Below are 13,193 nucleotides of genomic sequence, written 5' to 3'. Positions count from 1 at the left end.
ATCAGGTTGCGCAGAAAGCAACTCAACCGGAGGTGCGGCGATGGCGGGACCGCGTGTGGTCATCATCGGAGCGGGAGTCGTCGGCGCGGCTCTCGCGGACGAGATCTCGGCGCGGGGCTGGACCGAGGTGACGGTGGTCGACCAGGGCCCGCTCCCGGCCACCGGGGGCTCGACCTCGCACGCTCCCGGCCTGGTCTTCCAGACCAACTCCTCGAAGACGATGACCGAGCTGGCCCGCTACACCGTCGAGAAGTTCTGCTCCCTCGACGTCGACGGCAAGCCCTGCTTCCTCCAGGTCGGCGGCCTCGAAGTGGCCACCGCTCCGGAGCGCCTCGCCGAACTGCACCGCCGGCACGGCTGGATCACCGCCTGGGGCATCGAGTCGCGGATCCTCACCGCCGACGAGTGCGTCGAGAAACACCCGCTGCTCGACCGCGACAAGGTCCTCGGCGGCCTCCACGTCCCGACCGACGGCCTCGCCAAGGCCGTCCTCGCCGTCGAGGCGCAGATCCGCCGCGCCACCGAGCGCGGCGTGCGCTTCCTCGCCCGCCACGAGGTCCTCGACGTCCTGACGGCCGACGGCGAGGTGACGGGCGTCCGCACCGACCAGGGCGACCTCGAAGCCGACATCGTCGTGTGCTGCGCCGGCATCTGGGGCCCGAAGATCGCCCGCATGGTCGGCATGAACCTGCCGCTGACGCCGCTCGCCCACCAGCTCGCCTGGACCGGCCCCGTCCCGGCCCTCGCCGGCCAGACCGAGGAGGCGGTCCGCCCGATCCTGCGCCACCAGGACGCCGACCTCTACTACCGCGACCGCTTCGACGGCCTGGGCATCGGCTACTACGGCCACCGCCCGATGCCGATCACCGCCGACGAGATCCTCTCGGTCGACGAGGCCGACGACATGCCCTCGGTCCTGAAGTTCACCGAGGAGGACTTCGAGGACGCCTGGACCGAGACCCGGTCCCTCCTCCCCGCCACGCAGGAGGCGAAGGTCGAGGAGGGCCTCAACGGCCTGTTCTCCTTCACCACCGACAACTTCCCGCTGCTCGGCGAGTCCCCGGACGTCAAGGGCTTCTGGGTCGCCGAGGCCGTCTGGGTCACCCACTCCGCGGGCGTGGGCAGGGCGATGGCCGAATGGCTGGTCGACGGCCACTGCTCGTCCTTCGACCTGCACGAGTGCGACGTCAACCGCTTCGAGCCGCACCAGCTGTCCCCGGAGTACGTCCTGGCCCGCGACTGCCAGAACTTCGTCGAGGTCTACGACATCCTCCACCCCCTCCAGCCGTCCGGCGACCCGCGCCCGATCCGCACCAGCCCTTTCCACACCCGCCAGCAGGAGCACGGCGCCTTCTTCCTGGAGGCGAACGGCTGGGAGCGCCCGCAGTGGTACGAGGCCAACGCGGGGCTCGTCGAGGGCCGTTCCATCCCCACCCCGAACGACTGGGCCGCCCGGTTCTGGTCACCCATCGTCGGCGCCGAGGCACAGGCCACCCGCGAGACCGTCGCGATGTACGACATGACCGCCCTCAAGCGCCTGGAGGTGAGCGGCCCCGGAGCCGCCGACTTCCTGGAGCGCCTGTGCACCGGCAAGGTCGCCAAGTCCGTCGGCTCGGTCACCTACACCCTGCTGCTCGACCACGACGGCGGCATCCGCAGCGACATCACCGTCGCCCGCCTCGCCCGTGACCTCTTCCAGGTCGGCGCCAACGGCAACCTGGACCTCGACTGGTTCACCCGCCACCTCCCCGCCGACGGCACGGTCCAGGTCCGCGACATCACCCCCGGCACCTGCTGCATCGGCCTGTGGGGCCCGCTGGCCCGCGAGGTCCTCCAGCCCCTGACGGACGAGGACTTCTCCAAAGACGGCCTGAAGTACTTCCGCGCCAAGCGCGCCTACGTCGGCAGCGTCCCCGTGACGGCGATGCGCCTGAGCTACGTCGGCGAACTCGGCTGGGAGCTGTACACCACCGCCGACCAGGGCCTGAAACTCTGGGACACCCTGTGGCAGGCGGCGAAGCCCCTCGGCGGGGTCATCGCCGGCCGTGGCGCCTTCAACAGCCTCCGCCTGGAGAAGGGTTACCGCTCCTTCGGCACCGACATGACCTACGAGCACGACCCCTACGAAGCGGGCGTCGGCTTCGCCGTCAGGCTCGACAAGGACGACTTCATCGGCAAGGCCGCGCTGGAACGCCGCAAGGAGAACGTGCGGCGCAGGCTGACCTGCCTGACCATCGACGACCCCCGGTCGGTCGTCCTGGGCAAGGAGCCGGTGTACGACGGCGACCGCGCGGTCGGCTACGTCACCAGCGCCGCCCACGGCTACACGATCGGCAAGGGCATCGCCTACGCCTGGCTCCCGGACGAGCTCACCGCCCCCGGCACGACCGTCCACATCGGCTACTTCGACCAGCGCGTCGAGGCGACCGTCGCCGAGGAACCCCTGTTCGACCCGACCATGTCCCGCCTCCGTGGCTGACCGTGCGAAGAGGTGCCGCCCATGACCGCACAACTCCTTGACGGCAAGGCGACCGCCGCCGGCATCCGCCGTGAACTCGCGGAGCGCGTCGCCAAGGTGACCGCCACCGTCGGCCGCCCGCCGGGGCTCGGCACCGTCCTGGTCGGCGACGACCCCGGCAGCCACGCCTACGTCACCGGCAAGCACCGCGACTGCGCGCAGGTGGGCATCGCGTCCATCCGCCGGAAACTGCCCGCCGACGCCTCCCAGCAGCAGGTCGAGGAGGTCATCGACGAACTCAACGCCGACCCGGCCTGCACCGGCTACATCGTCCAGCTCCCGCTGCCGCGCCACCTGGACGCGAACGCCGTACTGGAACGCATGGACCCGGCCAAGGACGCCGACGGCCTGCACCCCGTCAACCTCGGCCGGCTCGTCCTGGGCGTCGAGGCCCCGCTGCCGTGCACCCCGCGCGGCATCGTCGAACTGCTCCGCCGCCACGAGGTGCCCCTCGCCGGGGCGCGGGTCTGTGTGATCGGCCGGGGCATCACGGTCGGACGCCCCATCGGACTGCTCCTCACCCGCCGCTCCGAGAACGCCACCGTCACCCTCTGCCACACCGGCACCAAGGGCCTGGCCTGGCACGTACGCGAGGCGGACATCGTCGTCGCGGCCGCCGGCTCACCCGGGCTGATCACCAAGGACATGCTGCGCCCCGGAGCGGCCGTGCTGGACGTCGGCATCACCCGCACCGACCACGGGCTGGTCGGCGACATCCGCCCGGACGCCGCCCAGGTCGCCGGCCGGCTCGCCCCCATGCCCGGCGGTGTGGGCCCCATGACCCGGGCGATGCTGCTCGCCAACGTCGTCGAGGCCGCCGAGAGGAACGCCACCGCCGTATGAACGCGCTGAACACCCCACTGGCTGGAGACATCCGATGAGCCCCCGCACCCCCGGCGCCGAGCTCCCCGAGCACCCCGACTGGCTGTGGCGCACCCCCGAGCCGAAGCGCTCGTACGACGTTGTCATCGTCGGCGGCGGCGGACACGGCCTCGCCACCGCCCACTACCTGGCGAAGAACCACGGCATCACGAACGTCGCCGTGCTGGAGAAGGGCTGGCTGGCGGGCGGCAACATGGCCCGCAACACCACCATCATCCGCTCCAACTACCTGTGGGACGAGAGCGCCGGCATCTACGAGCACGCCCTCAAGCTGTGGGAGGGCCTGGCGGAGGAACTCGACTACCCGATCCTCTTCTCCCAGCGCGGCGTGCTGAACCTCGCGCACAGCCTCCAGGACGTCCGAGACAGCGTGCGCCGCGTGGAGGCCAACCGCCTCAACGGCGTGGACGCGGAATGGCTCGACGCGGACGGCGTCAAGGACGTCTGCCCGATCGTCAACACCTCCCCGGACGTGCGCTACCCGGTCCTCGGCGCCACCTACCAGCCGCGCGCCGGGATCGCCAAGCACGACCACGTGGCCTGGGGCCTGGCCCGCTCGGCGGACGCCGCCGGCATCGACATCATCCAGAACTGCGAGGTCACCGGCCTGGAGGTGGTCGGCAACCGGGTGGTGGGGGTCCGGACGAACCTGGGCCCCATCGCGGCCGGCAAGGTGGCACTGTGCTCGGCGGGCCACACCTCGGTCCTCGCCGCCATGGCGGGCATCGAACTCCCGCTCCAGAGCCACCCGTTGCAGGCGCTGGTGTCGGAGCTCCTGGAGCCCGTCCACCCCACGGTGGTCATGTCCAACGCGGTCCACGTGTACGTCAGCCAGGCCCACAAGGGCGAGCTGGTGATGGGCGCTGGCATCGACGCCTACAACTCCTACACCCAGCGCGGCGCCTTCCACATCATCGAGGAGCAGATGGCGGCGGCCCTGGAACTCTTCCCGGTCTTCGCCCGCGCCCACGTCCTGCGCACCTGGGGCGGCATCGTCGACGTCAGCCCCGACGCCTCACCGATCATCGGGCTCACCCCCGTCGACAACCTCTACCTCAACTGCGGCTGGGGAACGGGCGGTTTCAAGGCCACGCCGGGCGTCGGCTGGGTCTACGCCCACACCATCGCCCACGACACCCCGCACGCCCTCAACGCCCCCTTCTCGCTCGACCGTTTCACCACCGGCGCGCTCGTCGACGAGCACGGCGCGGCCGCGGTGGCCCACTAGGACCACTGGAATCTGGGAGCCGATCCATGCTGCTCATCCCCTGCCCGTGGTGCGGGCCCCGCGACGAGGCCGAGTTCCACTACGGCGGTCAGGCCCACGTGCCGTACCCGGAGGACCCGGCGTCCCTCTCCGACGAGGAATGGGCCCGCTACCTCTTCTTCCGCGACAACCCCAAGGGCCCCTTCGCCGAGCGCTGGACCCACGCGTCGGGCTGCCGCCGCTGGTTCAACGCCGTGCGGGACACGTCGACGAACGAGATCCTGACGGTGTATCGGGCGGGGGAGGAGCGCCCGGTGACCAGTGAGCCGAGGTCGGCTGTCCCAGCCCGTCCGGCGTTTGAGGACGAGGCCCTTTCGGGGCCGACGGGGGTCCAGGGGGCAGAGCCCCCTGGCGGGGTCGAAGGGGCGGAGCCCCTTCAGGATGGGACGGGTAGGGGCGGCGGGGGCGAGACACAACCGTTCCGCCACGCGACCCGCGGCCGAATCCACCGCGACACCCCCCTCACCTTCACCTTCGACGGCACCGCATACCAGGGCTACAGGGGCGACACCCTCGCCTCCGCCCTCCTCGCCAACGGCGTCATCCAGGCCGGCACCAGCATCAAGCTCGGCCGCCCCCGCGGCATCTTCTCCGCCGGCGTGGAGGAGCCCAACGCCGTCGTCCAGATCGAGGAACCGTTCCCGGAGCCCATGCTCCCGGCCACCACCGTCGAGCTCTACGACGGCCTGGTCGCGAGCAGCCTCCCCGGCCAGGGCCGCCTCGCCACCGACCCGGACCCCGCCCGCTACGACGCCGTACACGCCCACTGCGACCTGCTGATCGTGGGCGGCGGCCCGGCCGGCCTCGCGGCAGCGGCGGCGGCAGCGCACAGCGGCGCCCGCGTCATCCTCGCCGACGACCGACCGGAACTCGGCGGCAGCCTCCTGGGCACCGGCGAACACCTCGACTGGGTCCAGGACGTCACCGGCCGGCTCGACGCCGCCCCCGAGGTCCGCGTCCTGCGCCGCACCACCGTCTTCGGCTACTACGACGACAACCACCTCCTCGCCGTCGAGCGCCGCACGAACCACCTCGGCGCCGACGCCCCCGAGAACGTCTCCCGCGAACGCATCTGGCGCATCCGTGCCCGCCGGGTCGTCCTCGCCACCGGCGCCCACGAGCGCTCGCTGGCCTTCGCGGACAACGACCGCCCGGGCGTGATGCTGGCCGCCTCGGCCCGCGCGTACGCCAACCGGCACGGCGTCCTGCCCGGCCGTCACGCGGTCGTCTTCACGACGAACGACAGCGCGTACGCGGCGGCGCTGGACCTGGCCCAGGCCGGCCTCGCCATCGGGGCGATCGTCGACACCCGCCCTGAACCGGGCGAGTGGGCCGAGCACGCGAGGGCGGCCGGCATCGAAGTTCTGCCCGGCCACGCCGTCACCGGCACGGAAGGCGGCGACGCGCGCCTCACCGCGGTGACGGTCGCCCCGTACGGAGAGTCCGTGGGCCGACGGGAGTTCGCCGCCGACCTGCTGCTGGTCTCCGGCGGCTGGAACCCGGTGGCGCACCTGTTCAGCCAGTCGGGCGGCAAACTGCGCTACGACGACACGCTGGGCTCCTTCGTCCCCGACACCACCCGCCAGGCCGTCGAGGTCGTCGGCAGCGCGAGCGGTGCCCTCGACCCGGCCACCGTCCTGGCACAGGGCGCTGCCGCCGGTGCCCGCGCCGTCGAGGCCGAGGGCTACACGGCTGCGGCGCCCCGCCTCCCCGAGGTGGCCGAACAGCCGCGGCCGACGCCCCCCATGCACGTGTACGTCGTCCCGGGCGACTCGGACGCCCCCCGTTTCGTCGACCTCCAACGTGACGTCACCGTCGACGACCTGGCCCGCGCGACCGGCGCCGGCCTGCGCTCGGTCGAGCACACCAAGCGCTACACGACGGCCGGCACCGCCAACGACCAGGGCAAGACGTCCGGTGTCCTGGCCAGTGGCGTCGTCGCGGAACTCCTCGGCGTGGACATCTCGGCGCTCGGCACGACCACGTTCCGCCCGCCCTACACGCCGGTCTCCTTCGCCGCCCTCGCGGGCCGCGACCGAGGCACGCTGAGCGACCCGGTCCGCACGACCGCCCTCCACGAATGGCACGTCGCGCACGGCGCCCTGTTCGAGAACGTCGGCCAGTGGAAGCGCCCCTGGTACTACCCGCAGGACGGCGAGGACATGGCAGCCGCCGTGCTGCGCGAGTGCCGGGCGGCCCGCGACGGCGTGGCCTTCATGGACGCCTCCACCCTCGGCAAGATCGATGTGCAGGGGCCGGACGCCGGCGTCTTCCTCGACCGGCTCTACACCAACATGATGAGCACCCTGAAGGTCGGCATGATCCGTTACGGCGTCATGTGCCGCCCGGACGGCATGGTCTTCGACGACGGCACGGTCATCCGTCTCGCCCAGGACCGCTTCCTGGTCACCACGACGACGGGCAACGCCGCCGCCGTACTGGACTGGATGGAGGAGTGGCTCCAGACCGAGTGGCCGGAGCTGAGGGTCCACTGCACGTCCGTGACCGAGCAGTGGGCCACGGTCGCCCTGGTCGGCCCGAAGTCCCGGGCGGTCCTCGGCGCGCTCGCGCCCCGACTCGCCGTGGCCAACGACGACTTCCCGTTCATGGCCTGGCGCGAGACGACGGTCGCGGGCATCGGGGCCAGAGTCTGCCGGATCAGCTTCTCCGGTGAACTCGCCTACGAGATCAACGTGTCGCCCTGGCAGGCGCTCGCCCTGTGGGAGGCCGTGTACGAGGCCGGTGCCCCGTACGGCATCACCCCGTACGGCACGGAGACCATGCACGTCCTGCGCGCCGAGAAGGGCTACCCCATCATCGGCCAGGACACGGACGGCACCGTCACGCCCCAGGACCTGGGGATGAACTGGGTGGTGTCGAAGAAGAAGGCGGACTTCATCGGCAAGCGGTCCCACGCCCGCGCCGACACCGCCCGCCCCGACCGCAAGCACCTGGTCGGTCTCCTTCCCGAGGACCCGGACACCTTCCTCCCGGAAGGCACCCACCTGGTCTCCGAGAGCGTGCTGCCGGCTCCGCCCGTCCCGATGCTCGGCCACGTCACCTCCAGCTATCGCAGCGCCGCCCTCGGCCGGACCTTCGCGCTCGCCCTGATCAAGGGCGGCCGGGACCGCATCGGCCAGCGCCTGTACGCCCCCGTCGGCGACCGACTCGTCCCGGTGACCGTCGCCAGCCCCGTCCTCTACGACCCCGAGGGAGCCCGCCGCGATGGCTGACAACGCCCTGACCGCCCCGCTCCGCAGCCCGCTGTCGCAGGCCGCGGACCGCCTCGCCACCGCGACACGTGCGTCCGGGGGCGCGATCCGGCTGGCCGAACTCCCCTTCCTGACCCAGATCAACCTGCGCCTCGACGCCAAGGGAGCGGCGGCGGCCGCCGTCGGGCTCGCACTGGACCTCCAACTGCCCCTCCAGCCGAACACCACCGTGCGCGCCGGGGAGTTGACCGCGCTGTGGCTCGGCCCGGACGAGTGGCTGCTGGTGGGACCGCCGGGGACCGAGCGGGACCTCGAGGGCCGGATCCGTGAGGCCGCGGGCGACGAGTTCGTCTCCGTGATCGACGTCTCCGCGCAGCGCACCACACTCCTGGTCACGGGCCCCCGCGCCCGCGACCTGCTGGCCCACGGCTGTCCGCTGGACCTGCACCCGCGGGCCTTCGGGCCCGGACGCTGCGCCCAGACGACCCTGGGCCGCACGCAGGTCGTCCTGGTCGCCCGCGACGATCCGAGGGCCGGGTTCTGGGTCCTGGTGCGCTCGACGTTCGCCGGCTACCTGGCGGACTGGCTGCTCGACGCGGCGACGGAATACGTCTGACGCCATACGTCGGGGGCCGTGGACGGGTTCGCCCGTCCGCCCCGTGGGAGCCCCGTCGAGGGGCTCCCACCCTGTTCACCCGCACGGACTGCGCGGCCCGGACGACCGCTGGGTCCGTCCTCGCCGCGGCACAGGGCGCCTGGTGCCTGCTCGTGCGCCGGCACGGTCGTCGCTGAGCCGCGTGCGCTGAAACGCCGCCGGGCCTGGTGCCGCTGAGGGGTGTCAGCCCGGATGGCCCATCCGGTGGCTGATCTCCTGCGCGCCGCCGATCAGCGCGGGTGCCAGCTCGTGCATGCGTTCCTCGGTGAAGCGGTACGCGGGGCCGGAGGCGCTGAGCGCGGCGATGACCTCGCCGTCACGGGAGCGGATCGGGGCCGCCATGGCGTGCAGACCGATCTCCAACTCCTCCAGCGTCCACGCGTATCCGCGCTCCCGCGCCTCGGCGAGGTTCTTCTCCAGCTTCGTCCTGGCCGTCAGGGTGTGCGGCGTGAGCTTGCGCATCCCGGACTCCGCGAGCACGCCGGCGCGCTCGTCCGCCGGCAGGTGGGCCAGCAGGATCTTGCCGCTCGACGTGGCGTGGACCGGGGTGAGCTGGCCGACCCAGTTGTGGGTGCCGACGGCTCCCGGGCCGCGTACCTGACACAGGCTGACGGCGAAGTGCTCCTGCAGGACGGCGATGTTGACGGTCTCGCCGATCTCCTCGCTGAGCCGCTCGCACACGGGCCGGCCCTGCTGGGTGATGTCGAGGCGGCCGGTGACCGCGCCGGCCAGGCGGACGATGCCGAAACCCAGACGGTACTTGCCCCGCTCCGCCGTCTGTTCGACCAGGCCGCGTGCCTCCAGAGCCCCGAGCAGGCGGAACGCGGTCGACTTGTGGACATCGATCTCGGCGGCCACTTCGCTGACGCCCGCCTCGCCGCGTTGGGCGAGGATCTCCAGGACGCTGACGGCCCGGTCGACGGACTGCACCCCACTCACCGCGGGACCTGCTGTTTCGCCATCTGCGGTGTAGTTGCTCATAACGCAACTATAGGCAGGGGTATCCCCGGATCTTCAAGAGGCCGCACCGGCCCCACGAGCCCCGGACGGCGGGGTGGAACGGGCGGTTCTCGGCCGCCCGCATGGTCGCACGGCCCGTCGCGTCAGCGGAAGACCACGGTGCAGTGTCCGTTCACCAGCACCCGGCTCCGACTGTGCCATTCGACGGCGCGGGCGAGTACCTGGGCCTCGACGTCGCGGCCGATGGTGACCAACTCGTCGGGGGTGCGGGAGTGGTCCACACGGACGACGTCCTGCTCGATGATCGGGCCCTCGTCGAGGTCGGGCGTGACGTAGTGCGCCGTGGCGCCGACGAGCTTCACGCCGCGCTCGTGCGCCTGGACGTACGGCCGGGCTCCCTTGAAGCTCGGCAGGAACGAGTGGTGGATGTTGATGGCCTTGCCGTCGAGCTGCTTGCACAGGTCGTCGGAGAGGATCTGCATGTAGCGGGCCAGCACCACCAGGTCGATGTCGAGCTCGCGCACCAGCTCCAGCAGCCGCGCCTCGGCCTGCGCCTTGTTCTCCTTGGTCACCGGGATGTGGTGGAAGGGGATGCCGTAACTCCGCGCCAGCGCCTCGAAGTCGCGGTGGTTGGAGACGATCGCCGGGATCTCGATGTCGAGGGCGCCCGTGGACCTGCGGAACAGCAGGTCGTTCAGGCAGTGGCCGAACTTCGACACCATGATCAGTGTGCGCGTCGGGATCGACGCGTCGCGCAGCTGCCAGGTGATGCCGTACGCCTGGCCGACCGGGCCGAAGCCGGTGCGCAGGTCCTCCAGGGAGATGCCGGACTCCGAGACGTCGAAGTGCACCCGCATGAAGAAGCGGTCGTGCAGGCGGTCGTCGAACTGCTGGCTCTCCAGGATGTTGCCGGAATGGCTCACGAGGAAGGAGGTCACGGCGTGGACGAGGCCGGCCTGGTCGGGACAGGAAAGGGTGAGGATGAACTCACGGCCGGGCTGCGGTCGAGGAGACATGCCTTCCTCCGATGTCGGTGGTGCGGATGGCGCAACGCGGTGAGCTATGCGCAACATCATCGAATGGGGGTGACCGGACGGTCAAGAGGTCGGGCGGTGGAAGTGGCCCGGGCGCTCGCGAGGTGCGCGACTTCGCTCCGGCCGCCCCTTGACAGTGCGTGTCCGCGGGGAGACAGTTTGGGCGGTTGTCGCCCATAGCGAACAATGTTGCGCTATACGCAACGAAGGTTCCCCTCGATCGCTCAAGATCACATCCGGCTGGACATCGACGAGGAGATCGACCGTGACACACGAGGTACGCGCCGTCGTCGCCCGGAAGGCGGGCGCACCGGTCTCGGTCGAGACCGTCCTGGTGCCGGACCCCGGCCCCGGTGAGGCGCTGGTGCGGGTACGGGCCTGCGGTGTCTGCCCCACCGACCTGCGCTACCGGGAGGGCGGGATCGGCGACGAGTTCCCGTTCCTGCTCGGCCATGAGGCGGCCGGTGTCGTCGAGTCGGTCGGTGAGGGCGTCACGGACGTGTCACCCGGCGACTTCGTCGTCCTCAACCGGCGTGCCGTCTGCGGCTCTTGCCGGGCCTGCGGCAGGGGCAAGCCGTGGTACTGCTTCGCCACCCGCAACGCCGCCCGGCCGATGACCCTGGCCGACGGAACCCGGCTGTCCCCGGCCCTCGGCATCGGTGCCTTCGCCGAGAAGACCCTGGTCGCCGCGGGCCAGTGCACCAAGGTCGACCCTGCCGCCGCGCCCGCCGCGGCCGGGCTGCTCGGCTGCGGGGTGATGGCCGGGTTCGGAGCCGCGGTCAACACCGGCGGTGTGGGCCGCGGCGACTCGGTCGCGGTGATCGGGTGCGGCGGCGTCGGCATGGCCGCTGTCGCGGGCTCCAAGGTGGCCGGTGCGAGCCGGATCATCGCCGTGGACGTCGACGAGCGGAAGCTGAAGCTGGCCGAACGGTTCGGCGCCACCGACACCGTCGACTCCTCGCGCACCGACGCCGTCGAGGCGATCCGCGCGCTCACCGGCGGTTTCGGCGCCGATGTCGTCGTGGACGCGGTCGGTCGCCCCGAGACCTTCCGGCAGGCCTTCTACGCCCGGGACCTGGCCGGCACCGCCGTCCTGGTCGGCGTCCCCGCCCCGGAACCGACCCTCGACCTGCCCCTGCTGGACGTGTTCGGCCGCGGCGGGGCTCTGAAGCCCTCCTGGTACGGCGACTGTCTGCCCGCCCGGGACTTCCCCGCCCTGATCGACCTCTACCTCCAAGGCCGCTTCGCCCTGGGCGACTTCGTCACCGAGACGATCGCCCTGGACGACGTGGAGGCCGCGTTCACCAGGATGCGCCACGGGGACGTCCTGCGCTCGGTGGTCATCCCGCGTCGTGCGCGCGTCTGCGGCACCTCCCTTGACAACACCTGTGCCGCGCCGAAAGCATGTTGCGTATAGCGAATGTCGTTGTGTTATGCGAGACATCCGCGAGACACCCTCCCGTCAGGAGCCGGCATGAGGAGCATCACCGTCGTCGGAGCGTCGCTGGCGGGCCTGAGCGCCGTCCGCGCGCTGCGCGCAGAGGGCTACGACGGCGAGATCGTCGTCGTGGGGGAGGAGCGCCACGCTCCCTACGACCGCCCGCCGCTGTCCAAGGACTTCCTCACGGGAGACGTCGATGCCGAGGCGCTCGCGCTCGGCGACGCGGACGAGTTCGAGATCCTGGACGCGCAGTGGCTGCTCGGCGAGCGTGCGGTAGGGCTCGATCCCGTCACCCGCACCGTCACTCTGGCCGGCGGGCGGCACGTGCGCACCGAGGGCGTCGTCGTGGCGACCGGCGCGAGCCCTCGTACCCTCCCCGGCGCGGCCGGGAAGGCCGGTGTCCACACCCTGCGCACTCTGGACGACGCCCGGGCCCTGCGTGCCGAGTTGCTGGACGGCCTGCCCAGGGTCGTCGTGATCGGCGCGGGGTTCATCGGTGCCGAGGTGGCCGCCACCGCGCACCGGCTCGGACTCCACGTCACCGTCGTCGAGGCGCTCCCCGTCCCCCTGGAGCGTCAGCTCGGGCGCGAGATGGGGCTGGTGGTCTCCTCGCTCCACGGCGACCACGGGGTCCGGCTGCTGTGCGGAACCGGCGTGGCGGAACTGATCGGCGAGAGCCGGGTCACGGGCGTACGGCTGGCGGACGGGCGGGTGCTGCCCGCCGACATCGTCGTGGCCGGCGTGGGCGTGCGGCCCAACACCGACTGGCTCGTCGGCTCCGGTGTGCGCGTGGACGACGGCGTCGTGTGCGACGCCGGCTGCGCGACCGGCGTACCGGGCGTGGTCGCCGTCGGTGACGTCGCCCGCTGCCCCGACCCGTTCACCGGACTGCACGCCCGCGTCGAGCACTGGAGCAACGCCACCGAGCAGGCGAAGACCGCCGCCCGCACGCTGCTGACCGGTGTGCCGGCCGAGGCCCCGCTCACGCCTCCGTACTTCTGGTCCGACCAGTACCGGGTGCGGATCCAGTTCGCCGGACACGTCACCCCGGGTGCCGAACCCGAGGTCGTCGAGGGCGACATCGACAGCCGCACCTTCACGGCCGTCTACCGGTACGAGGGCACTCCCCTCGCCGTCCTCTCCCTGAACCAGCCGAAGTTCTTCAACCGCCTCCGCCGCACCCTCGTCCCCGCCGCCCCGGCCGTCGTGTGCTGACCGCCGGTG

The 13,193-nt window shown here is 71.8% G+C and carries 8 protein-coding genes and 1 pseudogene; 7 read left to right on the top strand and 2 right to left on the bottom strand.

Annotated elements, in window-relative coordinates; all coding sequences use genetic code 11:
• Positions 1 to 40 precede the first annotated feature (40 nt).
• Genes ACSUPV_RS03845 through ACSUPV_RS03825 form a run of 5 tightly spaced genes read left to right on the top strand, consistent with a single transcriptional unit; the run spans position 41 to position 8,495 of the window.
• A complete protein-coding gene (locus tag ACSUPV_RS03845) occupies positions 41 to 2,479 on the top strand; it encodes a GcvT family protein (protein ID WP_436946912.1) in 2,439 nt (812 codons plus the stop codon).
• Positions 2,480 to 2,500: 21 nt separating this feature from the next.
• A complete protein-coding gene (locus tag ACSUPV_RS03840) occupies positions 2,501 to 3,361 on the top strand; it encodes a bifunctional methylenetetrahydrofolate dehydrogenase/methenyltetrahydrofolate cyclohydrolase (RefSeq protein ID WP_436946911.1) in 861 nt (286 codons plus the stop codon).
• A 34-nt stretch (positions 3,362 to 3,395) separates the two neighbouring features.
• On the top strand, positions 3,396 to 4,628 hold the full coding sequence (locus tag ACSUPV_RS03835; protein ID WP_037764634.1) for a sarcosine oxidase subunit beta family protein: 1,233 nt from the start codon (positions 3,396 to 3,398) through the stop codon (positions 4,626 to 4,628).
• Between the two features lie 26 nt (positions 4,629 to 4,654).
• Positions 4,655 to 7,900 carry a sarcosine oxidase subunit delta family protein gene (locus ACSUPV_RS03830; RefSeq protein ID WP_436946910.1) on the top strand — a complete coding sequence of 1,082 codons (3,246 nt, stop codon included), beginning with the start codon at positions 4,655 to 4,657 and terminating at the stop codon, positions 7,898 to 7,900.
• Entirely contained in the window at positions 7,893 to 8,495 is a 603-nt protein-coding gene (locus tag ACSUPV_RS03825) for a sarcosine oxidase subunit gamma (protein ID WP_037764625.1), read from the top strand. Before ACSUPV_RS03830 ends, ACSUPV_RS03825 begins: the two co-directional genes overlap by 8 nt.
• 222 nt (positions 8,496 to 8,717) lie before the next feature.
• On the opposite strand, the gene ACSUPV_RS03820 is transcribed toward ACSUPV_RS03825, so the two are convergent.
• Together ACSUPV_RS03820 and purU are read right to left on the bottom strand one after the other, a co-directional pair.
• Entirely contained in the window at positions 8,718 to 9,515 is a 798-nt protein-coding gene (locus ACSUPV_RS03820; protein ID WP_051851533.1) for an IclR family transcriptional regulator, read from the bottom strand.
• Between the two features lie 122 nt (positions 9,516 to 9,637).
• Entirely contained in the window at positions 9,638 to 10,510 is an 873-nt protein-coding gene (gene purU / locus ACSUPV_RS03815) for a formyltetrahydrofolate deformylase (RefSeq protein WP_037764619.1), read from the bottom strand.
• Positions 10,511 to 10,793: 283 nt separating this feature from the next.
• On the opposite strand from purU, the pseudogene ACSUPV_RS03810 reads away from it, so the two are divergent.
• Positions 10,794 to 11,873, top strand: a pseudogene (locus ACSUPV_RS03810) (S-(hydroxymethyl)mycothiol dehydrogenase); the annotation flags it as partial.
• A gap of 129 nt (positions 11,874 to 12,002) precedes the next feature.
• Complete coding sequence (locus ACSUPV_RS03805) at positions 12,003 to 13,184, top strand: NAD(P)/FAD-dependent oxidoreductase (RefSeq protein ID WP_436946909.1); 1,182 nt, start codon at positions 12,003 to 12,005, stop codon at positions 13,182 to 13,184.
• The last annotated feature ends 9 nt before the right edge of the window (positions 13,185 to 13,193 follow it).

This window comes from Streptomyces sp. SudanB52_2052, assembly GCF_964272415.1.
Lineage (GTDB): Bacteria > Actinomycetota > Actinomycetes > Streptomycetales > Streptomycetaceae > Streptomyces > Streptomyces olindensis.
Note: the sequence above shows the minus strand (reverse complement) of the source record. Positions and strands in the feature narration are given on the sequence as shown.